This window comes from Streptomyces sp. NPDC043861 (assembly GCF_056435905.1).
Genome location: NZ_JBWKDP010000005.1, coordinates 242,294 through 264,289, shown reverse-complemented (window position 1 = coordinate 264,289; position 21,996 = coordinate 242,294). Strand labels below are relative to the sequence as shown.

At 71.5% G+C, this 21,996-nt stretch carries 24 protein-coding genes; 13 read left to right on the top strand and 11 right to left on the bottom strand.

The genetic code is table 11. The features are described from left to right. The first annotated feature begins 18 nt into the window (after positions 1-18). Both AC068D_RS14735 and AC068D_RS14730 read left to right on the top strand, forming a co-directional pair. Positions 19-849, top strand: a complete 831-nt coding sequence (locus AC068D_RS14735) for a helix-turn-helix domain-containing protein (RefSeq protein ID WP_478823383.1) — start codon at positions 19-21, stop codon at positions 847-849. After that, positions 846-1,055, top strand: coding sequence for a DUF397 domain-containing protein (locus AC068D_RS14730; RefSeq protein ID WP_478823382.1), 210 nt, complete (start codon positions 846-848; stop codon positions 1,053-1,055). Before AC068D_RS14735 ends, AC068D_RS14730 begins: the two co-directional genes overlap by 4 nt. Positions 1,056-1,145: 90 nt before the next feature. On the opposite strand, the gene AC068D_RS14725 is transcribed toward AC068D_RS14730, so the two are convergent. Next, the gene (locus tag AC068D_RS14725) at positions 1,146-2,057 is read right to left on the bottom strand and encodes a rhomboid family intramembrane serine protease (RefSeq protein ID WP_478823381.1); all 912 of its coding nucleotides are present in this window, start codon (positions 2,055-2,057) and stop codon (positions 1,146-1,148) included. Between the two features lie 344 nt (positions 2,058-2,401). Here AC068D_RS14725 and AC068D_RS14720 point away from each other — a divergent pair, with 344 nt between their 5' ends. Further along, positions 2,402-3,124, top strand: coding sequence for a vWA domain-containing protein (locus tag AC068D_RS14720; protein ID WP_478823380.1), 723 nt, complete (start codon positions 2,402-2,404; stop codon positions 3,122-3,124). A 31-nt stretch (positions 3,125-3,155) separates the two neighbouring features. Here AC068D_RS14720 and AC068D_RS14715 read toward each other — a convergent pair whose 3' ends face one another. Both AC068D_RS14715 and AC068D_RS14710 read right to left on the bottom strand, forming a co-directional pair. Beyond that, a complete protein-coding gene (locus tag AC068D_RS14715; RefSeq protein ID WP_478823379.1) occupies positions 3,156-3,752 on the bottom strand; it encodes a GNAT family N-acetyltransferase in 597 nt (198 codons plus the stop codon). Positions 3,753-3,826: 74 nt separating this feature from the next. Further along, positions 3,827-4,375, bottom strand: a complete 549-nt coding sequence (locus tag AC068D_RS14710; protein WP_478823378.1) for a hypothetical protein — start codon at positions 4,373-4,375, stop codon at positions 3,827-3,829. A gap of 83 nt (positions 4,376-4,458) precedes the next feature. Here AC068D_RS14710 and AC068D_RS14705 point away from each other — a divergent pair, with 83 nt between their 5' ends. Beyond that, positions 4,459-4,899, top strand: a complete 441-nt coding sequence (locus tag AC068D_RS14705; protein WP_478823377.1) for a GNAT family N-acetyltransferase — start codon at positions 4,459-4,461, stop codon at positions 4,897-4,899. Positions 4,900-4,909: 10 nt separating this feature from the next. Here AC068D_RS14705 and AC068D_RS14700 read toward each other — a convergent pair whose 3' ends face one another. Both AC068D_RS14700 and AC068D_RS14695 read right to left on the bottom strand, forming a co-directional pair. Continuing rightward, a complete protein-coding gene (locus AC068D_RS14700; protein WP_478823376.1) occupies positions 4,910-5,944 on the bottom strand; it encodes an acyl-CoA dehydrogenase family protein in 1,035 nt (344 codons plus the stop codon). Between the two features lie 85 nt (positions 5,945-6,029). Next, positions 6,030-7,181 carry an acyl-CoA dehydrogenase family protein gene (locus tag AC068D_RS14695; protein ID WP_478823375.1) on the bottom strand — a complete coding sequence of 384 codons (1,152 nt, stop codon included), beginning with the start codon at positions 7,179-7,181 and terminating at the stop codon, positions 6,030-6,032. A 63-nt stretch (positions 7,182-7,244) separates the two neighbouring features. Between AC068D_RS14695 and AC068D_RS14690 the strand changes: the two genes are divergently transcribed. The 3 genes from AC068D_RS14690 to AC068D_RS14680 are packed head-to-tail and all read left to right on the top strand — an operon-like array spanning position 7,245 to position 9,876. Further along, the gene (locus AC068D_RS14690; RefSeq protein ID WP_478823374.1) at positions 7,245-8,045 is read left to right on the top strand and encodes an SDR family oxidoreductase; all 801 of its coding nucleotides are present in this window, start codon (positions 7,245-7,247) and stop codon (positions 8,043-8,045) included. A gap of 25 nt (positions 8,046-8,070) precedes the next feature. Beyond that, a complete protein-coding gene (locus AC068D_RS14685) occupies positions 8,071-8,688 on the top strand; it encodes a TetR/AcrR family transcriptional regulator (protein WP_478823373.1) in 618 nt (205 codons plus the stop codon). 30 nt (positions 8,689-8,718) lie between these two features. Continuing rightward, a complete protein-coding gene (locus tag AC068D_RS14680; protein WP_478823372.1) occupies positions 8,719-9,876 on the top strand; it encodes an acetyl-CoA C-acetyltransferase in 1,158 nt (385 codons plus the stop codon). A gap of 22 nt (positions 9,877-9,898) precedes the next feature. Here the strand turns inward: AC068D_RS14680 and AC068D_RS14675 are convergent, their stop codons facing one another. Further along, a complete protein-coding gene (locus tag AC068D_RS14675) occupies positions 9,899-10,540 on the bottom strand; it encodes an SIMPL domain-containing protein (protein ID WP_478823371.1) in 642 nt (213 codons plus the stop codon). Positions 10,541-10,810: 270 nt separating this feature from the next. Between AC068D_RS14675 and AC068D_RS14670 the strand changes: the two genes are divergently transcribed. Further along, positions 10,811-11,014 (top strand): cold-shock protein, encoded by a 204-nt coding sequence (locus AC068D_RS14670; RefSeq protein WP_478823370.1) that lies wholly within the window; start codon positions 10,811-10,813, stop codon positions 11,012-11,014. 93 nt (positions 11,015-11,107) lie between these two features. After that, a complete protein-coding gene (locus tag AC068D_RS14665; protein WP_478823369.1) occupies positions 11,108-12,679 on the top strand; it encodes a DEAD/DEAH box helicase in 1,572 nt (523 codons plus the stop codon). A gap of 659 nt (positions 12,680-13,338) precedes the next feature. On the opposite strand, the gene AC068D_RS14660 is transcribed toward AC068D_RS14665, so the two are convergent. From AC068D_RS14660 to AC068D_RS14645, 4 genes are read right to left on the bottom strand one after another with little or no spacing between them, the layout of a single operon-like run. Next, positions 13,339-14,415 (bottom strand): NAD(P)H-dependent flavin oxidoreductase, encoded by a 1,077-nt coding sequence (locus AC068D_RS14660; RefSeq protein ID WP_478823368.1) that lies wholly within the window; start codon positions 14,413-14,415, stop codon positions 13,339-13,341. Next, positions 14,415-15,167, bottom strand: coding sequence for a CoA-transferase subunit beta (locus tag AC068D_RS14655; RefSeq protein ID WP_478823367.1), 753 nt, complete (start codon positions 15,165-15,167; stop codon positions 14,415-14,417). Before AC068D_RS14655 ends, AC068D_RS14660 begins: the two co-directional genes overlap by 1 nt. Continuing rightward, the gene (locus AC068D_RS14650; protein WP_478823366.1) at positions 15,164-16,024 is read right to left on the bottom strand and encodes a CoA transferase subunit A; all 861 of its coding nucleotides are present in this window, start codon (positions 16,022-16,024) and stop codon (positions 15,164-15,166) included. The genes AC068D_RS14655 and AC068D_RS14650 overlap by 4 nt, the downstream gene beginning before the upstream one ends. Then, positions 16,021-16,770 (bottom strand): enoyl-CoA hydratase family protein, encoded by a 750-nt coding sequence (locus AC068D_RS14645; RefSeq protein ID WP_478823365.1) that lies wholly within the window; start codon positions 16,768-16,770, stop codon positions 16,021-16,023. The genes AC068D_RS14650 and AC068D_RS14645 overlap by 4 nt, the downstream gene beginning before the upstream one ends. Before the next feature lie 66 nt (positions 16,771-16,836). Here AC068D_RS14645 and AC068D_RS14640 point away from each other — a divergent pair, with 66 nt between their 5' ends. Together AC068D_RS14640 and AC068D_RS14635 are read left to right on the top strand one after the other, a co-directional pair. Then, positions 16,837-17,613 carry an SDR family oxidoreductase gene (locus tag AC068D_RS14640; RefSeq protein WP_478823364.1) on the top strand — a complete coding sequence of 259 codons (777 nt, stop codon included), beginning with the start codon at positions 16,837-16,839 and terminating at the stop codon, positions 17,611-17,613. Further along, positions 17,603-18,532, top strand: a complete 930-nt coding sequence (locus AC068D_RS14635; protein ID WP_478823363.1) for an SDR family oxidoreductase — start codon at positions 17,603-17,605, stop codon at positions 18,530-18,532. Before AC068D_RS14640 ends, AC068D_RS14635 begins: the two co-directional genes overlap by 11 nt. Positions 18,533-18,768: 236 nt before the next feature. Here AC068D_RS14635 and AC068D_RS14630 read toward each other — a convergent pair whose 3' ends face one another. After that, positions 18,769-19,239 carry a MarR family winged helix-turn-helix transcriptional regulator gene (locus AC068D_RS14630; RefSeq protein WP_478823362.1) on the bottom strand — a complete coding sequence of 157 codons (471 nt, stop codon included), beginning with the start codon at positions 19,237-19,239 and terminating at the stop codon, positions 18,769-18,771. Between the two features lie 124 nt (positions 19,240-19,363). Between AC068D_RS14630 and AC068D_RS14625 the strand changes: the two genes are divergently transcribed. Both AC068D_RS14625 and AC068D_RS14620 read left to right on the top strand, forming a co-directional pair. Continuing rightward, the gene (locus AC068D_RS14625) at positions 19,364-20,836 is read left to right on the top strand and encodes an MFS transporter (RefSeq protein ID WP_478823361.1); all 1,473 of its coding nucleotides are present in this window, start codon (positions 19,364-19,366) and stop codon (positions 20,834-20,836) included. Positions 20,837-20,936: 100 nt separating this feature from the next. Then, a complete protein-coding gene (locus AC068D_RS14620; RefSeq protein ID WP_478823360.1) occupies positions 20,937-21,854 on the top strand; it encodes a hypothetical protein in 918 nt (305 codons plus the stop codon). Positions 21,855-21,996: the final 142 nt, after the last annotated feature.

Below are 21,996 nucleotides of genomic sequence, written 5' to 3'. Positions count from 1 at the left end.
GTGGAGGGGGCCTTGGCGATGACCGAGCCCAGGAACACCGATCCGTACACCGACCCGAGGGCCTTCTACGGCTCCGAGCTGCGTCGTCTGCGCGAGGCCGGGGGGCTCTCGCAGGAGCAGCTGGGAGAGCGGGTCTTCTGCTCCGCGACCTACATCGGGCAGTTCGAGAACGCGACGAGACGGCCCCAGCTGGAGATGTCGAAACAGCTCGACGAGGTCCTGGGGAGCGGGGAGCACCTCCAGCGGCTGTGCCGCCTCGCCCGCACCACGAAGGTGGCGGACTACTTCGCGGACGCGGCGGAGTTGGAGCGGATCGCGAAGATGATCTGCGAGTACGCGCCGGTGCTGGTGCCGGGGCTGCTCCAGACGGAGGCGTACGCGCGGGCGATCACGCGCACCGCCACTCCGTTCGCGTCGCAGGAGAGCGTGGAGGAACGGGTCCGGGCCAGGATGGACCGCCAGGGCATCCTGGACGAGCCGGGGCGGCCGGTGCTGTGGGAGATCGTCCACGAGGCTGTGCTCCGGGCACCGATGGGTGGGCCCGAGACCATGGGCGAGCAGCTTCTGCACATCGCCGAACGGGCGCGGAGCCGGGGGGTGGTGGTGCAGGTGCTTCCGTTCGCCGCGATGAACGAGGCCTTCATCGACAGCATGATCTCCGTTTTGTCCTTCGATGACGCTCCGACAGTCGTCTACATGGAGGGGGCGGGCAGCGGCCGGCTCATCGACGATCCCGCCCTGGTCGAGCACTCCCAGAGGGCATACGATCTCGCCAGGGCCGCCGCACTGTCGCCGATGGCGTCCCTCGACCTGCTGGAATCGGTGGCGGAGGACTACAGGAACGCATGAACACCGCAGAGTTGAGCCATGCCGTCTGGCGCAAGTCGTCCTACAGCGATGGCACGGGCGGCAATTGCGTCGAGGCCGCCGACAACCTTCCCGGCGTCGTCCCCGTCCGCGACAGCAAGAACCCCGAAGGCCCCACGCTCGTCTTCCCGGCCGCGGGCTGGACGTGCTTCGTCACCGCAGTCAGGAACGGCGCCCTCGCGGGCTGACGTCCCCGGATCGGGTCCCGGCGCGAGACCGAGCCCGCAGCACGGGGCAGAGGGCGGCGATGCCTGCGGGGCGCGGCGGAGTCGTACGGGTCATGCCGCACCCGTCAGCGCCGAGGTCTTCAGCAGCACCAAGGTGACGAGCAGCGCCAGCATGGCGACGCCCGCAGCCGCCTGGATCAGGGTGCGGCGGCCCCGGGGGGCGTAGGCGAAGGCCAGGGTGAGCGCGCCGCCCGCGAGCAGGCCGCCCAGGTGACCCTCCCAGGAGGTGAATCCGGCGGAGATCACCATCCAGATCAGGAAGCCGGCCATGAAGCGGTTGACGGCCTGCATGTCGTGGTTCAGCCGGCGGCTGGTGACGTAGAAGGAGCCGGCCAGGCCGAAGACGGCACCCGAGGCGCCCACTGCGAGGTCGCCGGGGGAGATGAGGTAGACGAGGACGGAGCCGCCGAGTGCCGAGAGCAGGTAGAGGGAGAGGAAGCGGGCCCGTCCGAGCCGGCTCTCCACGACCGGACCCAGGCTCTTGAGCGCGAACATGTTCAGAACGACATGGATGATGCCGAACGTCGTCTCCGTCGCGTTCAGATGCAGGAACGCGCCCGTGAGCAGCCGGTACCACTCGCCGGCCGCGACGCCCACCATGTCGTAGTCCCCGAAGACGGGGCCGGGCTCGTAGATGTAGAACTCCCCGGAGGGGTCCGCCAGGCCGGCGCCCAGCATCCCGAACCGGTCGACCAGTTCGGGGCGCACCAGCTCACCAAGGTACAGAACGAGGTTGAGGGCGATCAGCGCGTACGTCACCGTCGCGGACGCACCGACCCTTCCGCCGAAAGCCGTGCGCGCCTGCCGGATGCTCTTGTGCCCCTCCTTCACACACTCCACGCACTGGTGGCCGACAGCCGCCTCCCGCATGCAGTCGGGACAGATGTAGCGGTCGCAGCGGGTGCAGCGCACATGGCACTCCACCTTGGGGTGGCGGTAGCAGGTGGTGACATCGGCTTGCACAGCCGGCTCCTCGGGCTTCACGGTCGTACGGACGGTCAGCCGGTGGGGACGGCGGCGAACAAAATAGCGAACACCGTCAGTTGTCATGGAGTCGGGGCCGGTCTGCCGGCTCGTGGCGCCCTTGCGGCGTCCGGGGCTCGCGTCCGGGGCTCGCGTTGCGGGCTCGGGACCGGTGCCGGGGCTCCGGGTGATGCTCCACGGCCGCCGGACAGTTCCCCGGGCGATCGCGGCGGCCACGCCCGTACCCCGAGTGCGGCTGGGCCGTCTGCGAGGGTTCCCGTACATTCCTCCGCGTCGGCACACCCAGGCGAAGTCGGCACACCCCGGTGAAACGGAGACGCGCAATGGCGGCGATCAGCCTCCGCAAGATAGAGGAATCCGCCCCGGCCCTCGTCGGCCTCTACAGGAGCGCGGGCGTCTCGCTCGAGAAGCACGGGCTGAACGGCCGTCGCGTGGCGGTTTATCTGGTGGTCGACTACTCCGGATCGATGAAGCCGTACTACGAGGACGGCAGCGTCCAGGCACTCGCCGACCGGGTGCTGGGCCTCTCGGCGCACCTCGACGACGACGGGCGGGTGCCGGTCGTCTTCTTCTCCACGGACATCGACGCGGAGACCGAGATCGCGCTCGCGGACCACGAGGGCCGGATCGAACGGATCGTGTCCGGGCTGGGCCACATGGGCAGGACGAGCTATCACCTGGCCATGGACGCGGTCATCGACCACTATCTGGACAGCGGGTCCACGGCCCCCGCGCTCGTCGTCTTCCAGACCGACGGAGGGCCGATCAACAAGCTCGCCGCCGAGCGTTATCTGTGCAAGGCGGCCAGGCTGCCGATGTTCTGGCAGTTCATCGGCTTCGGCGACCCGGGCAGCCGGCAGTTCGAGTTCCTGCGCAAGCTGGACGAGCTGGCCGTGCCTGCCAAGCGGCCCATCGACAACGCGGGCTTCTTCCACGCGGGTCAGGACCCGCGTCGCGTCCCGGACGCGGAGCTGTACGACCGGCTCGTGTCCGAGTTCCCGACGTGGCTCGAGAACGCCAGGGCGATGGGCATCGTCCGCTCCTGACCGTACGGGCTTCGATGCGCGCCAACGTCCCTCAGTCGAGGTCCCAGGCCCTTGGTCTGGCCAGCGCCTCCCACTCGGGGCGCAGCAGCGCCAGGACCGCGAGATCGTGCCGCTTCCCCCGGTGCAGACACGCTGAGCGGCGTATTCCCTCCGGTACGAACCCCGACTTCGCCAGGACGGCCAGTGCGGCGGCGTTCTCCGTGTGGGTGAAGGCTTCGAGCCGGTACAGGGGCAGTTCGCCGAAGGCCAGATCGACCAGCGCGTCGAGCGCGTCCGTGCCGTGCCCCTGCCCGCGGTGCGCCGGGTCCATCATCAAGTGGATCTCCGCTGTGCCGTCGGCGAGATCCTGGTCGGCCAGCGCGATGCAGCCGACCGGCGTACCGTCCGGCAACAGCACCAGGAAGCCGTCGTGGTTGTTGTCCTCGGCGTTCCGTTCCAGGCGTTCACGGGCCGAGTCGGCCGAGGACGGCCAGACACCGAACTCGTGCGCGGTCACCGGGTCCAGTCGCCACCGGTGCATGATCTCCGCGTCGTCGGTCTCCACGGCGGCCAGGCCGACCGTCCTGCCCCGCCAGGAGGGTTCTCTGTCGGGGGTTTCGTCTTTCGGCTCCGCCGCGTACGCGCTCACCCGACGCACCCTACGGACCGGCCGGCCCCCGGCCAACGGATTTGTCGGGGCCGGCCCCTCGCAGGAGGAGATGCCTACGGCAGGTCCCGTCCGGCACCGCGGACCGTTCGGCGGTCCACTGCTGTCTGCGGTGTCGTGCGGGGCAGCTCGGTGAGCGGGTCCTCGGCACGGTGGACGGGGTGCGCGAGTGCACTCTCGTAGGCGGCGCGGGGGAAGACGAACGGTCCCATGGACAGTTGGCCCCAGTCGGGACGGTAGGGCTGCCGGAAGCCGGACCAGACGACGGTCTCGGGAGTGACGGTGAGGTGCGCGAGGAGTGGCCAGCACTGCCAGACACCGCAGGTGCAGCCCAGCACCGCCGTCGCACCGGTGGTGTCGTGGCGCAGCCCGGGTCCGCCCTCACCGAGGAAATGGCTTCGCGGATCGCCGAGTTCGGCCTGGGTCAGGCCGGCGTACTGGGAGAACAGGAACTCCTCTCGTTCCTCCGGTGTCGTGTCGTCCTGGTTCTCCACTCGCCATGGCTCGCGCGTGGCGTCCGCGGCATGGACACGCAGGTCCGACCCGTCGATTCGGACGCCCCACTGGAGGGCCGGCGCGTAGGTGAAGAACTCGATGCGCTGCATGGGAGTCATCATGCAGGCCCGGGCGGGGCGCCCCCACCTCATTGCGGTTGACGTCCTCCGCCGCGTCCGGGTTCTGTGGTGCGATGTCGCACCTACGCATCGAACAGCCGCACGACGACCGCACGTTCAAGGACTGGCAGCACGTCCACAATGTGATCATCCCCGTCCACACCCTGTCCCTCGACGAGGTGCGCGAGCGCTCCGGGCGCAACCATCTGGAAGTTGCCTACTCCGGCGACGCCCTCGTCGGCTGCACGACAGTACGCCCGCCCACCGGCGACAGCTCCGCGGCCACCGTGATCGCCCGGGTGCTCCCGGCTCATCGGGGGCAGGGGTTCGGCGAGGAACTCCACGGGCGCGGGCTGGACCGGGCGCGGTCACTCGGCGCAGACACGATCGAGACGGTGGTGCTGGCCTCCAACGAGGACGGACTGCGGTTCGCGCGCAAGCACGGCTTCGTCGAGTTCGAGCGGTATCTGCTGCCCGGTTCCGACATCCCCTGGGTCGAGTTGCGACTGGCCTGAACCGGGGCGGTCAGGCCGCCAGCACGGCGGCCCGGCACTGGGCCGGGGTGCCCCATGCGTCGCGCAGGGGCCGTGCCTTGCGCAGCCACAGGGAGAGATCGAGCTCCTCCGTGTAGCCGACCGCACCGTGCAGCTGAAGTGCGGTGCGGGCAGCGGTGTAGGCCGCCTCGCCGGCCGCCACCTTGGCCGCGGCGATATCGCCGGGGGCCATGGAGAGCGCCGCCCCGAAAACCAGGGGACGGGCGAATTCGAGCGCGATGAGGGTGTCGGCGAGCCGGTGTCCGACCGCCTGGAACGACCCGATCGCGGTACCGAACTGGGTGCGCTGCCTGACGTGGGAGACCGTTCGCTCCAGCAGGGCGAGCCCGACGCCGAGGGACTGCGCGGCCGTGGCGAGCCGGGCCCAGTCACCGGCCGTCCGCGCCGCGGACACCACGTCCGGCCCGGCAGCCAGCACCTCACCGTCCCGGTCGGGCACGGCCAGACGCCGCGCCGGATCGGCCGAGGCCCGCACCGGCCCGTGCCCGCGTGCGGCACGCAGCCGGAACGGCCGCCCGTCCCCGGCCGGTCCGTCTCCTGGTGGTCCGTCCCCGGCCGGCCCGTCGGTCTCCGGGCCGGCCACGAGGATGTACGCCGCCGAATCGGCGTCCAGAGCGTACGTCCCCGAGCCCGGCAGCCTCAGTGTCGCCGTCACCTCGCCCGCCGCGATGGCCGGCAGGAGCCGCTTCGCCGGGGCCGGATCGCCCAGCTCCGTCAGCAGTGCAGCAGCGGCTGCCGTCTCCACGAGCGGTCCCGGCACCGCATGGCGCCCCAGTTCCACGAACGCGATGGCCAGTTCGACGGGGAGCGGCCCGACACCCTCGTACGCCTCGGGGACGGCCAGTGCGAACACCCCGGCATCCGCCAGCCTGGTCCACAGGGCCCGTCCGGGCCCGGGGTCACCGGCGGCCCAGGCCCGTGTCACCGCGGCTGTGTCCGCGGCCGACAGCATGGCGTCCAATGCACGGGCGAACGTCTGTTGCTCGTCGGTCGGCAGGAACTTCACGGGGCGCCTCCTCCTGGGACGGTGCCGGACGGGGGTGCGGGTGCGGACGCACCAGGGGCGAGGGGCCGCGCCCGTCGCCCCGCCCTCACCGGCGTCCTCTGGGAAGGCCGAGCAGCCGCTCGGCGATGATGTCGCGCTGGATCTCGTTCGTGCCCGCATAGATCGGCCCGGCGAGCGAGAAGACGTGCCCCTCCGCCCACCCGCCGGGCCCGTCCGCCAACTCGCCCTCTCCGCCCAGCAGATCGAGCGCGGTCTCGTGCAGGGCGATGTCGTACTCCGACCAGAAGACCTTGTTGAGGCTGGACTCGGCGCCGATGGTTCCGCCCGCGGCGAAGCGTGAGGCGTGGGCACAGGTGAAGAGCTGGTACGCCCGTGCGCCGATCACCGCGTCCGCGACACGGTCGCGCAGGGCGGTGTCGGAGAGGTCTCCGGCCGAACGCCACAGCTCGGCCAGGCGGTTCGCGGCGGCCAGGAAGCGGCCGGGGGAGCGGAGCATCAGCCCGCGTTCGTTGCCGGTCGTCGACATGGCGATACGCCAGCCCTGACCCGGCTCTCCGATCACGTCCGCGTCCGGTACGAAGACGTCGTCCAGGAACAGCTCGGCGAACGCCGGCTTGCCGTCGAGGCGCCTGATCGGGCGCACGGTGACACCCGGCGCACGCAGGTCGAACATGAGGTATGTCAGGCCGTGGTGGGGCCTGGCCGCGTCGGGGTCCGTGCGGAAGATGCCGAACGCCCGGTCCGCGAAGGCCGCCCGTGACGACCAGGTCTTCTGGCCCGTGAGCAGCCAGCCGCCCTCCGTCCGCACCGCCCGGGACCTCAGCGACGCCAGGTCCGAGCCCGCCTCCGGCTCCGACCAGGCCTGGGCCCAGATCACCTCGCCCGTCGCCATGGGCGGCAGTACGCGCGTCCGCTGTTCCTCGGTTCCGTGGTCGAAGAGGGTCGGGGCGAGCAGGCTGATGCCGTTCTGGGAGACCCGGCCGGGAGCGCCCGCAGCGTGGTACTCCTCCTCGAACACCAGCCAGTGGAAGATGTCGACGCCCCGGCCTCCGTACGCCCGGGGCCAGGACACGGCCGACCAGCGGCCGGCGCCCAGCTCCGCCTCCCACTCGCGGTGCGCGGCGAAGCCCTCCTCCGTCTCCAGCGAGGGCAGCGGCCCGGAGGGGACATGGGAGTGCAGCCAGTCACGGGCGAGTGCCCTGAAGGCGTCCTCGGCCGCCGTGTGCGTCAGGTCCATGAGTGCCCGCTCCCCTCTCCGTGCACCTTCCCTAACAAGTGTTTGGTAGGTTAGCCTGCCGCTGTGACGGACAACAAGGCTCGGTACGTCGGGGGCCACGCGCTGCTGGAGGGCCGCACGGCCGTCATCACCGCCGCCGCCGGAGCCGGAATCGGCGGGGCCACCGCGCGCCGCTTCCTGGAGGAGGGTGCGCGTGTGCTGATCAGCGACGCGCACACACGCCGGCTCAAGGACACGGAGCGGGCGCTCGCCGGGGAGTTCGGGGCGGACGCGGTCGCGTCCCTGCCGTGCGACGTCACCGACGAGGCCCAGGTGCAGGTCCTCTTCGACGCGGCGGTTCGACTCCACGGCCGCCTCGATGTCGTCGTCAACAACGCGGGCCTCGGGGGGACCGCCGCTCTCGCCGACATGACCGACGAGCAGTGGGGTCGCGTCCTCGACGTCACCCTGGGCGGTACGTTCCGCTGCACACGCGCCGCCCTGAGGGCCTTCCGCGACGCCTTCCACGGCGGTGACGGCGGCGGGGTGATCGTCAACAACGCGTCCGTCGTCGGCTGGCGCGCCCAGGCGGGCCAGGCCCACTACGCCGCGGCGAAGGCGGGCGTCATGGCCCTCACCCGCTGTGCAGCGCTCGAAGCGGCGGAGTACGGGGTCCGTGTCAATGCGGTCTCGCCGAGCCTCGCCATGCATCCGCACCTGGTGAAGGTCACCTCGGCGGAGCTGCTGGAGGAACTCACCGCACGTGAGGCCTTCGGCCGGTACGCCGAGCCCTGGGAGGTCGCCAACGTCATCGTCTTCCTCGCCAGCGGCTACTCCTCGTACATGACCGGCGAGACGATCTCGGTGAGCTCCCAGCACGCATAGATCCGGGCAGGACCAGAATGGACACGTGCCTACCACCAAGAAGAAGACCCAGGTGACCGCCTCACCCGAGCGCCGCCGCGAACTGCTCGGCACCGCCGCCGAGGTGTTCGCCGCGCAGGGCTACAACGCCACCACCGTCCGCAGGATCGCGGACGAGGCGGGCATGCTCGCGGGCAGCCTCTACTACCACTTCGATTCCAAGGAATCGATGCTTGACGAGATCCTCTCCACCTTCCTCGACGAACTCTGGGCCGGCTACGACGCCGTCCTCGCTGCCGGGCTCGGGCCCCGGGAGACGATCGAGGCCCTGGTCACCGAATCCTTCCGCGAGATCGACCGGCACCGCGCGGCGGTCGCCATCTACCAGAAGGAGTCCAGGCACCTCACCGAGCTGCCGCGCTTCCACTATCTCGCCGACTCGCAGCAGAAGTTCGAGAAGGCGTGGCTGGGGACGCTGGAGCGCGGGGTCGCCGCGGGCGCCTTCCGAGAGGACCTGGACATCCGGCTCACCTACCGGTTCGTCCGCGACACCGTGTGGGTCGCGGCGTCCTGGTACCGGCCGGGCGGCGGGCACAGCCCCGACGAGATCGCCCGTCAGTATCTGTCGATGGTGCTGGACGGCATCTCCGTACGCGACACATGACATGACCCCCCAGCCGACCGAGGAGTTGCCATGGCGGAGGCCTACATAGTCGAAGCGGTACGCACCCCGGTGGGCCGGCGCAGGGGCGGCCTCGCCGCCGTGCACCCGGCCGACCTGGGCGCACATGTCCTGAAGGCCCTGGTCGAGCGGTCCGGCATCGACCCGGCCGGCGTCGAGGACATCGTCTTCGGCTGTCTGGACACGGTCGGCCCCCAGGCCGGTGACATCGCCCGCACCTGCTGGCTGGCGGCGGGCCTGCCCGAGGAAGTGCCCGGCGTGACCGTCGACCGCCAGTGCGGATCGTCGCAGCAGGCGGTGCACTTCGCCGCCCAGGGCGTCATGTCCGGAACGCAGGACCTCGTGGTCGCGGGCGGCGTACAGAACATGACGCAGATCCCGATCGCCTTCGCCTCCCGACAGGCCGCCGAGCCGCTCGGGCTGACCGAGGGGCCGTTCCTCGGCTCGCAGGGCTGGCGCGCCCGTTACGGCGACGCGCCCGTCAACCAGTTCCACGGCGCCGAGCTCATCGCCGCGAAGTGGGGAATCTCCCGCCTCGACATGGAGGAGTTCGCCCTCGCCTCCCACCGGCGGGCGATCCGCGCGATCGACGAGGGGCGCTTCGCACGCGAGACCGTCGCGTACGGGGACGTGACCGTGGACGAGGGCCCGCGCCGCGACACGACCCCGGCGAGGATGGCGGCCCTCGAGCCGGTCGTGCCGGGCGGCACGATCACCGCGGCCTGCTCCTCCCAGGTGTCGGACGGCGCAGCGGCGATGCTGCTCGCGAGCGAGCGGGCGGTCCGCGACCACGGCCTCACCCCGCGTGCCCGTGTCCACCACCTCTCGGTCCGCGGCGAGGACCCGATCCGGATGCTCTCGGCCCCCATTCCCGCGACGGCCCACGCGCTGAAGAAGACCGGCATGTCCATCGACGACATGGATCTCGTCGAGATCAACGAGGCCTTCGCCCCGGTCGTCCTCGCCTGGCTCAAGGAGACCGGAGCCGATCCCGCCCGCGTCAACGTCAACGGCGGCGCCATCGCCCTCGGCCACCCGCTGGGCGCGACCGGCGTCAGGCTGATGACGACACTGCTGCACGAACTCGAGCGCACGGGCGGCCGGTTCGGGCTCCAGACGATGTGCGAGGGCGGCGGCCAGGCGAACGTGACGATCATCGAGCGGCTCTGAGCGGAGCCGGACGGACCGCCGATCAGCCGATCAGCGAGAACCCGAGCTGCACCCCTGCCGCAACCTCCACCATGCCCGGCGCGAGGTGGGCCTGCCCGCGGCCGCCCGCGCTCGGGCTGTGACCGCGGGCGTAGGGCGAGACCGACTCCGGGTCCACGTCCTCGACATGGACGACGGGGCCGAGCGTCACGCCCGCCGCCTCGGCGTACACGGCCGCCTTGCGGCGGGCCGCCTCGACGGCCCTGCGGCGCGCCTCGTCACGCAGGGCGGGCTTGTCGCGCACATCGAACGCGACCTCCTCGACGTGGTTGGCGCCCGCGTCCACCGCGTCCACGATGAGTTCCTGGAGCCCGTCCAACGCGGAGGTCTCGACGGTGAAAGCCGCCTGGCAGCGATAGCCGAGGAAGGTGCGGCCGGCGCCGTACCCGTCGTACGCGGAACTCAGACTCAGCTGCGAGCCGGACACCGAGGCATCGGATATGCCGTGTCCGCGGAGGGTTTCACGCACTGCGGCGACAGCGGTGTTGGCCTTGTCGAAGGCCTTGTCCGGGGTCGGCGCGAGCAGATCCACCTCCAGCTTCAGACGGGCGAACTCGGGCGACGCGAGAACGCTGCCCGAGCCGAACACGCTGAGTCCCCACGGCTTGTCGATCTTTGTTGTCATGTCGCGCATTCAAGCACCGGCACGCTCCCCGGGAGGCCGCAACCGGACCTTTGCGGCACGGGCGGTGTGCTTGATGACGTGCATCACCATGCTGTGGGAGGACCCGGCCATGCTTTCGCAGGGTCCCGAGGCCGGAGTGTGCTACTGTCGCAGGGTTGCAGTTTTGGTACCCATGAACTTTATGTGCGCCTGACGGGAAATGTTCGTCAGGCGCATTTTTGTTTTCCGGAGTCTCCGGGATGGGGCCTCTACCTAATCAGGAGATACAGCATGGCCACCGGCACCGTGAAGTGGTTCAACTCGGAAAAGGGCTTCGGCTTCATCGCGCAGGACGGCGGCGGCCCCGACGTCTTCGCCCACTACTCGAACATCGCGTCCTCGGGCTTCCGTGAGCTCCAGGAGGGTCAGAAGGTCTCCTTCGACCTCACCCAGGGCCAGAAGGGCCCGCAGGCGGAGAACATCGTCCCCGCCTGATCCCGGAGCGCGTAGCTCGCAGCCGGGACCCGCGCCTTGGTGGTGCGGGTCCCGGTTTGTGCTGTTCATGAGGTCCAGGAAGGTACTCCCCCGATGACTCGTCCCGAACGCCCCAACGCCGGCCAGGCCCGCAAGCGCCCGTCGGACTCCCGCGGAAGGGCGGCCGCAAGGACTTCCCCGAAGCCCGCTTCGAGGACTTCCGCGAAGGCCCCCGCCCGCAGGGCCACGCCCGTGGGGGAATTCACCCTCCCGGAAACCGTCACACCCGCACTGCCCCCAGTCGAGGCGTTCGACGAGCTCGACATGCCCGCGGCCCTGCTGAAGACCCTGGTCGCCCAGGGGGTGACCGAGCCGTTCCCCATCCAGGCCGCCACCCTGCCGAACTCCCTCGCGGGCCGCGACCTCCTGGGCCGCGGACGAACCGGGTCCGGCAAGACCCTCTCCTTCGGTCTCTCGCTGCTCGCACGCACCGCCGGTCGGCGAGCCGAGTCCGGCGCGCCGCTCGCCCTGGTCCTCGTGCCCACGCGTGAACTTGCGCAGCAGGTCGCCGATGCCCTCACTCCGTATGCGACGGCCGTCAATCTGCGTCTGACGACGGTCGTCGGAGGCATGTCGATCACCAAGCAGGCGGGCTCGCTGCGGCGCGGTGCCGAGGTGCTCGTGGCGACGCCCGGGCGGCTGAAGGACCTCATCGAACGCGGTGACTGCCGGCTGGACCAGGTCGCGATCACCGTGCTCGACGAGGCCGACCAGATGGCCGACATGGGCTTCATGCCGCAGGTGACCGCGCTGCTGAAGCAGGTGGAGCCGGGCGGGCAGCGGATGCTGTTCTCGGCCACGCTGGACCGCAACATCGACCGGCTGGTGAAGCAGTTCCTCAGTGACCCCGTGGTGCACTCGGTGGACCCGTCCGCCGGCGCGGTGACCACGATGGACCACCATGTGCTGTACATCGCCGACGAGACGGACAAGAAGGCGGTCACCACACGCATAGCGGCCCGTGACGGCCGGGTCATCCTCTTCCTGGACACCAAGCGGTCCGTGGACCGGCTCGTGAAGCGGCTGCTCGCCAGCGGCGTACGGGCGGCCGGGCTGCACGGCGGCCGCTCGCAGCCGCAGCGCAACCGCACCCTCGACCAGTTCAAGAGCGGTCACGTCACCGCCCTGGTGGCGACCAACGTCGCGGCTCGCGGCATCCATGTCGACGACCTGGACCTCGTCGTGAACGTCGACCCGCCGACGGATCACAAGGACTATCTGCACCGAGGCGGTCGAACCGCTCGTGCAGGCGAGTCGGGCAGCGTCGTGACGCTCGTGCTGCCGGAGCAGAAGCGCGAGATGACCCGGCTCATGTCGGACGCGGGCATCAGTCCGCGGACGGCCAGGGTGAAGTCCAGCGACGAGGAGCTCGCCCGGCTGACCGGTGCGCGCGAGCCGTCCGGTGTCGCCGTCACCATCGACGTGCCGCAGCCGCAGCAGGCCGCCGCGCCGTCGCGGCCGAAGCGCAAGGGTGCCCAGAGCGGCACCACTCGTGGCCAGGCAGGACGCAGCCAGGCGGGGCGTGGCCGGGCGGGGCGTGCCGAAGGCGGCCGCGCCCAGGGCAGAGGCCACGCGTCCGGCGCCGCCCGTGGCGGTGGGGGAGGCCGACGGCCTGCCGCCAGGTAGCCCTCCGGCACCGGGTGGCCCTGCCGGCCCAGCCCGGACGGGATCGCGGGGGCCGACCGCGGCCGTCGTCCGTGCGGACGGCCCGTTCCCGGCGGACGGGCCGTAGCCCGTGGACGGCCCGGGAGGCCGCGACGACTCCGTCCGGCCGTTCCTGGCGGACGGGCTGTAGCCCGTGGACGGCCCGGGAGGCCGCGGCGGCTCCGTCCGGCCGTTCCTGGCGGACGGGCCGTTCCTGGCGGACGGGCTGTAGCCCGTGGACGGCCCGGGAGGCCGCGGCGGCTCCGTCCGGCAGTCCGTCCTCGTCGCCGAACCCGAACCCGAACCCGATCTCGAACGGGACGCGGAGGCCGACGGCCGCCCGCCGCCCGGACCCCGCCGTTGACGACACCGGTCTCGGGCCGGCCCGCGCGGCACATCGTCCCCGACCGTCCCGGCCGCGCCGGGCCCCTCTCCGTCGCCCTTGCGGTGGCCGTCCGGGGCCGGCGGACCTGATCGCACCCCGAGTGCGGGATCAGGCGGACACCGCCGCGCCGCAGCTGTGCGGCACCTGCCCTGGGCGGACACGAGGGCCACGAGAGCGGCAGCACCCGCGGCCGGCCCGTGCAGCGCTCAGCAGGGTGCGTCGGGTGAGCGGGGCGGGAGGCGCACCGGAACTCCCGTCAGGGGCGAGCGGGCCGACTCGCCCCCGCCGCCGCAGTCTGCAGGGTGCGGAGCACACACTCGGCCTCGGACATCACCCGGGCGACGAGCTCCTCGCAGCTGGGCAGGTCCTCGATCACGCCCGCGATCTGCCCCGACGCCATGACACCGACGTCGGTACGGCCGTCGACCATGGACGCCTTCAGGAGCATCGGGGTGTTCGCGGCGAGCAGGACCTGGCTCCAGGACAGGTCCTTGCCGTGTCTCATCGCGACACCGTCGCGCACCATGGCGGCCCAGGACAGCCCGGAGAGCTTCCTGAACCCGGCGGCGCTGCGCGCCGCGTGCAGCAGAGCCCTGATGCGGCCCGACCGTTCCAGGGCGTCGACGAGGTCCGTGCGGAGCATGCGGTGCGGGAGCCCGTCCACGGCCCTGGTGACGGTGATGTCCTTGACGGACGCGGCCAGGTACCGGGCCTTGACGGCATCGGGAACCGTCGAGTCGGAGGTGAGGAGGAAGCGGGTGCCCATGGCGATGCCCGCCGCTCCGTAGGCGAGTGCGGCCACCAGGCCGCGCCCGTCGTGGAAGCCGCCCGCAGCGACCACCGGGATGCCGACCGCGTCGACGACCTGGGGCAGCAGCACGGTCGTGGCGACGTCACCGGTGTGTCCACCGCCCTCGCCGCCCTGCACGATCACCGCGTCCGCTCCCCATGCGGCGACCTTCTCTGCGTGGCGGCGGGCGCCGACGGACGGGATGACGACGACGCCCGCCTCCTTGAGCTCCGCGATGAGTTCACGCGAGGGGGCGAGGGCGAAGGAGGCGACGCGTACGCCTTCGTCGATGATGATCCGCACCCGCTCCCGGGCGTCCCCGGCGTCGGCACGCAGATTGACCCCGAAGGGCGCGTCCGTGCGCGACTTGACCTCGCGCACGGCCAGCCGCAGCTGCTCGGTCGTCATGGTGGCGGAGGCGAGGATGCCGAGGGCCCCTGCCCTGGCGGACGCGGACACGAGCCGGGGGCCCGCGACCCAGCCCATGCCGGTCTGGACGAGGGGATGTGCGACTCCGACCAGCCTGGTGAGTGCCGTCTCCATCAGGACCTGACCTCTCGGTCCCGGGTGCCGGCCGGGTCGAGGACCTCACGGATGAGGCGCAGCTCGGCTTCGGCCGGGGCACGGGTGGACGGGACGTCGTCACCGATCGTCAGGTCGAAAGCGGTGGCTTCCACGACCTGCTCGACAGTGACGCCCGGGTGCAACGAGGCCAGCCGCATCGAGCGGTCCGGGGTCGCGAAGTCGAAGACCCCGAGGTCGCTCACCACACGGGGGATGCGGTGGAACCGCGCGCCGGCCGCATGGTCGTAGCCGACCCCGCTGATCATGTCGACCTTCTCGACGAAGACACGGCGGGAGTGCCGTGGCACCCAGTAACTCACGGGATTGTTGAGGGTGTTGACGGGGGCGCCGCGAACCCCGAGCAGCTGGCGCGCAGGCCGGGCCCAGTCCCCGATACAGGAGATGTTCTGGTTGCCGAACCGGTCGATCTGGCTCGCGCCCATCATGACGTGCCGCTTTCCGCCGGTGACCATGGTGAGGTGGCGCCGGTACGGCAGCCACCCCTCGACCGTGCCGTCGAGGCCGACGAGCATGGCCTCGCCGTCCGTCATCAGCAGATCGGGGGAGAAGGTGCACTTGGCGAGGCGCGCGCCGATCGACGGAATCAGCCCCATCGGGCTGGCCAGCACCTCGCCGTTGTCGCGCCATGCCTCGGCACAGGCGATCACGCAGTACTCGGACCGGGTGGGCGCGGGGATCGGGGCGTGGCCGACGCCTGCCGTGGGGCTCATCGCTGCTCCTCGTGCCAGGCCTGCACGGCCGTCCGGTAGGCGTGTTCGTCCGGGCCGGACAGGAAGCGCCCGGCGAACTCCGGCCAGGGCATGGTCGCGTACAGCTTCTGGAAGGCCTCGTCGCGGTCGTGGTCGGGGGCGCAGGACGTGAAGTGCGCGCCGTTGGTGGCCTCGACGACGCCGGTGACGCTGTGCCGGCCGATGAGGAGGGTATGCGGGGCGGCCTCCTTGGTCAGCTCGGCCGTCTCGACGAGCCGTTCGCAGGAGATGTACGCCTCGTCCGCCGCCTCGCAGTAGAGGTCGTCGAAGTAGGGGTCGGGGCCCAGGTACTGGCCGTTTCCGAGCCGGTCGGCACGGTTCACATGGACGAGCGCGGCATCCAGTCGCAGGGCGGGGACGGCGACGAACTCCTCACCGGCACTCTCGTCGTCGTACGGGGACCGGACGGTCCGCAGTCCGGGATTGACGCGCATGACGTCCGAGCCGAGACCCGCCCGGACCGGCAGGAACGGCAGCCGGTTGGCGGCCGCGTGCAGACCCCACATGAACATGGCCTCGTCGAGTTCCGTCATCTCGAAGGCGCCGCGCTCGCGTGCGGCGCGGAAATGCGGCTCCAGCGGGATCGAGTCGAGGGTGGCGAAGGGTGCGACGAGCTTGCGGATGCGGCCCGCGGCGGCGAGGAGGCCGACGTCGGGGCCGCCGTACGAGACCACGGTGAGGTCGCCGACCGTGCTCCGCAGCAGTGCCCTGACCAGGGCCATGGGTTTGCGGCGTGAGCCCCAGCCGCCGATGCCGATCGTCATTCCGCTGCGCAGACGGGAGACCACCTCGTCCGTCGTCATCGTCTTGTCGGTCACGGCTGCTGTTCCTTCCCGAACGTGTCACGCACCCGGCCGGCGGTCCCGGCGAGACCGGCCTCGAAGGTGAAACCCTGCTCGAAGCGGTAGCTGCGGTGGACGTCCACGGGGTCGATGCCGTTGATGGCTGCCTTGGCCAGCCGGATGAGATGGCCGTCCTTCCTAGCGATCTCGCCGGCCAGTTCCAGGGCCGCGGTGCGAAGCCCGTCGCGCGGTACGACCTTCCACACCGAGCCGTGGGCGTGGAGTTCCGCTGCCGTCGCCGTGCGCGAGGTGTAGTACAGGGCGCGCATCAGATGCTGCGGAACGAGCCGGGCGAGATGGGTCGCCGCACCGAGCGCGCCCCGGTCCAGCTCGGGCAGCCCGAAGGTCGCGTCGTCGGAGGCGACGATCGCGTCGGCGTTTCCGACGAGGCCGATCCCGCCGCCCAGACAGTAGCCGTGGACGGCGGCGACGACGGGCACCTCGCACTCGTAGACCGACGCAAAGGCCTCGTAGCAGCCGCGGTTGGCGCCGATGAGAGCGTGATGCGAGGTGTCGCGCTGAAGTTCCTTGATGTCGACGCCCGCGTTGAAACCCCGGCCGGCGGCGGCCAGGACGACACAGCGGATCTCCGGGTCGCGGCCGGCGGTGCGGATGGCGCCGGCCAGGTCGTACCAGCCTTGGACGGGCAGGGCGTTGACGGGCGGGAAGTCGACCGTGACGACGCAGACGCCCTTCCCCGGGCTTGCGGTGGAGACACCCATGGACGGATCAGCTACCTTTCCACCAAACGTTTGTTAGGTGATGCTGTGTCAGGAAGGTAGCAGCCGATGGAGCTGGACGGGAGGGTCGCTGTCGTCACCGGCGGCACGCGCGGCGTCGGTGCGGGGATCGCTCGGGCGTTCCTGGCCGCGGGGGCCGAGGTCGTCGTCTGCGCCCGCAGGCCGCCCGCCGCGCCGGTCGAAGCCGCCGGGCGGACCGCACGCTTCGCGTCCCTGGACCTGCGGGACGCGGCCGCCGTGGGTGACTTCTTCACCGAGGTCGTACGGCGCCACGGGCGACTCGACACCCTGGTCAACAATGCGGGAGGAACGCCCTACCGGCTGCTGGGCGAGGCACCGGCGCAGGGGCACGCACGGGTGGTGGAACTCAACCTGGTGGCACCGATGACGGCATCGCTGGCCGCATACGCACATCTGCGCGCGGTGCGGGGCTCCGTCGTGATGATCGGCAGCGTGAGCGCGACGCGGCCGTCGCCGGGCACGGCCGCGTACGGGGCGGCGAAGGCGGGACTGGACAGCCTCGCACGATCGATGGCGGTGGAGTGGGCGCCGGAGGTACGGGTGAACACGCTGGTGCCCGGGATGGTCCGCACGGAGCTGTCCCATCTGCATTACGGCGACGAGGCGGGGCTCGCGGCGGTCGGCCGTACCGTGCCGCTCGGCCGGCTGGCCGAGCCGGACGAGATCGGGGAAGCGGCGGTGTTCCTTGCGTCGGAGCGGGCCGGCTATGTCAGCGGGGCCTCACTGCTGATGCACGGGGGCGGCGAGCGTCCCGCATTTCTGGATGCAGCAACTGTCAACAAGGAGAGTCGAGATGGCCGCTGAGCGTGCTTCCGGGATCTGTGCGGGCCGGGTCGTGATCGTGACGGGCGGGGGCCGGGGGCTCGGGCGGGCGCATGCGCTGGCCTTCGCGGCGGAGGGGGCGAGGGTCGTGGTGAACGACCTGGGGGTCGGCCCGGACGGCTCCGGTGCTTCCGTCACACCCGCGGAGCAGGTTGCCGAGGAGATCAGGGCGCTCGGTGGCGAGGCGGTCGCGCACGGCGGGGACATCACGACCGCGGAGGGGGCCCGGTCGCTGGTGGCGGACGCGCTCGAGGCCTTCGGTCGACTCGACACCCTGGTCAACAACGCGGGCTTCCTGCGCGACCGGATGCTGGTCAACCTCGACGAGGAAGACTGGGACGCGGTGATGCGCGTCCATCTGAAGGGCCATTTCCTGCCGTTGAAGCACGCGGCGGCGCACTGGCGCGCCGAGGCGAAGGCCGGCCGTGACGTGGCGGCCAGGGTCGTCAACACATCCAGCGGAGCGGGCCTGCTGGGCTCGGTCGGCCAGGGCAACTACAGCGCGGCGAAGGCGGGCGTCGTCGCTCTCACCCTGGTCGCGGCCGCGGAGCTGTCCCGTTACGGCATCCAGGTCAATGCCATCGCCCCTGCGGCACGCACCCGGATGACCGAGGAGACCTTCGCCGGCGCGATGGCGGCGCCGTCCGGGCCGGGTGCCTTTGATGCAATGGCTCCCGAGAATGTCTCGCCGCTGGTCGTCTGGCTCGGCTCCATGGCCTCGGCCGGAGTGACCGGCCGTGTCTTCGAGGCCGAGGCGGGCCGCATCACCGTCATGGAGGGCTGGCGGCCCGGCCCCACCGCCGACCGGGGCTCCCGCTGGACACCTGCCGAGGCGGGGGAGGCGGCACTGAAACTGCTGGCGTCGGCCGAGCCGCCCCAGCGGGTGTACGGCGCGCGGTAGTTGTGCGGGGTCCGTGGCGGCGTTCGGTGAGTACTCCGTAGCCATGTACGCCCTGAGCCGGTCCGTGGTGCTCGGGCCGGAGCGCCCCGGCCCGCACCACGCTGCGACAGCAGGCCGGTCGCGACGATGTCCACCCGCGCACCGGGCCGCACCCGAGCCGTGCCGGCGACCGACTCCGGACCGACGAGGTGCGGGAGGACCGTGAGGGCGGTGCGAGGGGCTCGGCGGTGCGCGGGTCAGTCGTGCAGACGCCTGGTCGCGGCGCGCTGGCGCTCGTTCGACCCCTTCAGGAAGCGGGTCACCACCGCAAGCTCCTCCGTCGTGAACTCCTCGTAGAGGGCGGCCACTTCCCGCGCCCAGTCCTCGAAGAGCGGGGCGAGCTCGGCGAGTTTCTCCGGCCGGGACTCGACCAGCACCCGGCGTTTGTCCGTCGGATGCTTCACACGGCGGACGTAGCCCTTCGCCTCGAGGCGGTCGACCAGCCCGGTCACCGAGGCGGGGGCCAGGCCCGAGCGTTCGGCGAGGTCCTTGGCCGTGAGGGGGCCGTGCCGCTGCAGGAGGTCGAGGGTCTTCGTCTCGGTGGGGCCGAGGCCCTGCTTGGCCGCGATCGCCGTGTGGAAGGCGACGGCCGCCGCGCTGGTGTCGCGGCCCGTGGCGGTCAGGTCCGCGATCACATCGGCCCGTCGTGAGCTGTCGTCCCCGGTCATGGGGTCAGCCTAGCAAAATATTTCGTTCGAGCGAACGAAGGACTTGTGTGCCCAGGTGGTCTGTGCAAGTCTTTCGTTAGGTCGAACGAAATAAATATGCACCTCGGAATCCACGGGAGTCGGGATGACCACCACAACGACCGGCACCACCGCCGCACCGCCCGCGGCACTCCACCCGCGCCGCTGGGCCGCCGCCGCCGTCATGATGGTCGCCGCTCTGATGGACCTGCTGGACGTGACGATCGTCAACGTGGCGATCCCCTCCGTCGGCCGCGACCTCGGTGCCTCCGCGAGCGCACTGCAGTGGACGGTCTCCGGTTACCTGCTCGGCTTCGCCGCGACGCTCATCGTCTCCGGGCATCTCGGCGACCGGTACGGCCGCAGGGCGCTCTTCCTCGGCGGTACCGCGGGCTTCGGTGTCGCGAGCCTGGCCTGCGGCGTCGCACAGACCCCGGGGCAGCTGATCGCGGCCCGCGCGGTCCAGGGGGTCATGGCCGCGCTGCTCATGCCCCAGGTCCTAGGGTCCTTCCGCACGCTCTTCCACGGCAGGGAACGGGGCGCCGTCTTCGGTGTGTACGGAGCAGTCGCCGGCTTCGCCTCCGCGATCGGGCTGCTGCTGGGGGGTGTGCTCACCGACGCCGATCTCTTCGGCTGGGGCTGGCGCTCCGTGTTCCTGGTGAACGTGCCGGTCGCCGTCGTGACGTTCACCGCCGGGGCCCTCCTGGTGCCCGCGACGAGGGAGCGCTCGGCGGGCCGTCCGGACGTCCTGGGCAGTCTGGTGCTGGCGGGTGGCCTGGTCGCCATGGTGCTGCCGCTGGTCCAGGGGCGCGCCAACGGCTGGCCGGCGTGGGGCTGGATCTGCCTCGCCGCCGGCGCGGCGACCGTCGTCGCGCTGGCGCTCGTCGAGGCGCGGCGCCGCGCCTGGACCGTGCCGCTGCTGCCCGCCCGGGCCTTCCGGCTCCCGGCGTTCTCGGTGGGTGCCGCCGTGCAACTGCTGTTCGCGGTCGGTATGCAGGGCTTCTTCCTGGTCTTCGCGATCTGGCTGCAGGGGAGCGAGGGGTACACCCCGACACAGGCCGGCATCGTCGCGGTCGCCTTCTCCGTCGGCGGTTTCCTCACGGCTCCGGCCGCCGACGCCCTGGCCGTCAGGGCCGGACGGCTGGTGCTGATCGCCGGCTCGCTGATGATGGCCGGTGGCTTCGCCTGGGTCTGGTACGCGGTGACCCGCTCCGACGAAACGCCCATCGGCGCCTGGCCGCTCGTCCCCGGCCTGGTCGTCGCCGGAGCGGGCCTCGGCTTCCTGGTCGTCCCGCTGGTCAATGTCGTGCTGTCCGCCGTACCGGCCGACATGGCGGGCGGTGCGTCCGGGATCTTCTCCACGGCCCAGCAGTTCGGCGGTGCTCTCGGCGCCGCCGTGATCGGCACCGTGTTCTTCGGGCACACGGCGAGCGGCGGCGGTCCGACGGGCGCGCTGTCGGCGGCGATGCCATGGGTGGTCGCGGCATTCGTCCTCTGCGCCGCGCTCTGCCCCGCCCTCCCGCGCACCGCGGTCGCACAGGGCGGCCAGTGCTGTGACCGGAAGGGTTCACGCTCGTGACCCCGTCCGCCCGGCCGGGCGAACCCGTCGGTCCCTGCACGGCGATCACACTGCACCACCGCCGTTTCCACATCAGTTCCACTGCCTGAGGAGGCTCTTCGTGAACACCAAGAAGCTGCGCACCGCTGTCCTCGTCCTGGCCACGCTGGTGGCCGCAGGCCCGGCCGCACCGGCCGTGGGTGCGACCCCGGGGCCGGCAGTCCGGCAGACCGCCGGGCAGGGCGCCAGGCCCGTCCTCGAAGTCACGGCCGGTTCCGGCGACTTGACCGCACCCGGTGCCACGCATCCCGGCCCGGCCACGTTCCGTGTCAGCGCAACCGATCCGAGGTCAGGGCATGTGGGGCTGATCCGGCTGCGTGAGGGCGCCACGCTCGACGAGTTCCGCGCCGGTCTGCGCAAGGCGTTCTCCGACGACCCGGCCGATGTCGTCGAGGGCAACAAGGAGGTGACCGCACTGGCCGAACTGGTGGGCGGTGCACTGACCCTGCCGGGAAGGCCCGGGACGTTCACCACGGTGCTGCGGCCCGGTGCGTATCACCTGCTCGAGTACCGGGACTTCCAGGACGGCACGGTACCGGCCGGGCAGGAACGCATCCGAGCGCTCACGGTCTCGGGCACCCCGCTGGGCCGGCCGGCGCCGGCCGGGGCGACCGTCGTCTCGGAGACCGTTCCCGGCGTCGGCCCCCGATTCCGGGCGCCACGCACCCTCCGCGCCGGTGAGCCCGTCCGCTTCGTCAACATCATGCCCGGACAGGTCAACGAGGCCGTCTTCTACGAGCTGTTCCCGGGCAAGACGGACGCCGACGTCCAGAAGTTCTTCACCGAGCCGGACTGGAACGACCTGCCCTTCGACCCGTCGGCGAACATCGGGTCCCCGCCGCTCTCGCCCGGCCGCTCGACCGTTCTCGGGTTGCCGCTCACGCCCGGCAGGTGGGCCCTGGTCACCTGGGTAGGCAGCGCGGTCGACGGCGGCAAGCTCGCCGCGAAGGGCATGCACACGGTCATCACGGTCCGCTGACGGACGGCGGATCACGGCGAGTCGGGCGTGGGGGGGGGGGGGGGGGGGGGGGGGGGAGGAGGGGGAGGGGGGGGGGGGGGGGGGGGGAAGGGGGGTGTGCTGCACAAGGGCATTGCCGAGCGCACCGGGCTGAGCATCGGTC

Excerpts from the sequence above, each read along its gene's own strand:
- AC068D_RS14735 (WP_478823383.1), top strand. The coding sequence starts at position 19 with ATGACCGAGCCCAGGAACACCGATCCGTACACCGACCCGAGGGCCTTC.
- AC068D_RS14730 (WP_478823382.1), top strand. The coding sequence starts at position 846 with ATGAACACCGCAGAGTTGAGCCATGCCGTCTGGCGCAAGTCGTCCTAC.
- AC068D_RS14720 (WP_478823380.1), top strand. The coding sequence starts at position 2,402 with ATGGCGGCGATCAGCCTCCGCAAGATAGAGGAATCCGCCCCGGCCCTC.
- AC068D_RS14710 (WP_478823378.1), bottom strand. The coding sequence starts at position 4,375 with ATGCAGCGCATCGAGTTCTTCACCTACGCGCCGGCCCTCCAGTGGGGC.
- AC068D_RS14705 (WP_478823377.1), top strand. The coding sequence starts at position 4,459 with ATGTCGCACCTACGCATCGAACAGCCGCACGACGACCGCACGTTCAAG.
- AC068D_RS14695 (WP_478823375.1), bottom strand. The coding sequence starts at position 7,181 with ATGGACCTGACGCACACGGCGGCCGAGGACGCCTTCAGGGCACTCGCC.
- AC068D_RS14680 (WP_478823372.1), top strand. The coding sequence starts at position 8,719 with ATGGCGGAGGCCTACATAGTCGAAGCGGTACGCACCCCGGTGGGCCGG.
- AC068D_RS14675 (WP_478823371.1), bottom strand. The coding sequence starts at position 10,540 with ATGACAACAAAGATCGACAAGCCGTGGGGACTCAGCGTGTTCGGCTCG.
- AC068D_RS14670 (WP_478823370.1), top strand. The coding sequence starts at position 10,811 with ATGGCCACCGGCACCGTGAAGTGGTTCAACTCGGAAAAGGGCTTCGGC.
- AC068D_RS14665 (WP_478823369.1), top strand. The coding sequence starts at position 11,108 with ATGACTCGTCCCGAACGCCCCAACGCCGGCCAGGCCCGCAAGCGCCCG.
- AC068D_RS14660 (WP_478823368.1), bottom strand. The coding sequence starts at position 14,415 with ATGGAGACGGCACTCACCAGGCTGGTCGGAGTCGCACATCCCCTCGTC.
- AC068D_RS14655 (WP_478823367.1), bottom strand. The coding sequence starts at position 15,167 with ATGAGCCCCACGGCAGGCGTCGGCCACGCCCCGATCCCCGCGCCCACC.
- AC068D_RS14645 (WP_478823365.1), bottom strand. The coding sequence starts at position 16,770 with ATGGGTGTCTCCACCGCAAGCCCGGGGAAGGGCGTCTGCGTCGTCACG.
- AC068D_RS14640 (WP_478823364.1), top strand. The coding sequence starts at position 16,837 with ATGGAGCTGGACGGGAGGGTCGCTGTCGTCACCGGCGGCACGCGCGGC.
- AC068D_RS14635 (WP_478823363.1), top strand. The coding sequence starts at position 17,603 with ATGGCCGCTGAGCGTGCTTCCGGGATCTGTGCGGGCCGGGTCGTGATC.
- AC068D_RS14630 (WP_478823362.1), bottom strand. The coding sequence starts at position 19,239 with ATGACCGGGGACGACAGCTCACGACGGGCCGATGTGATCGCGGACCTG.
- AC068D_RS14625 (WP_478823361.1), top strand. The coding sequence starts at position 19,364 with ATGACCACCACAACGACCGGCACCACCGCCGCACCGCCCGCGGCACTC.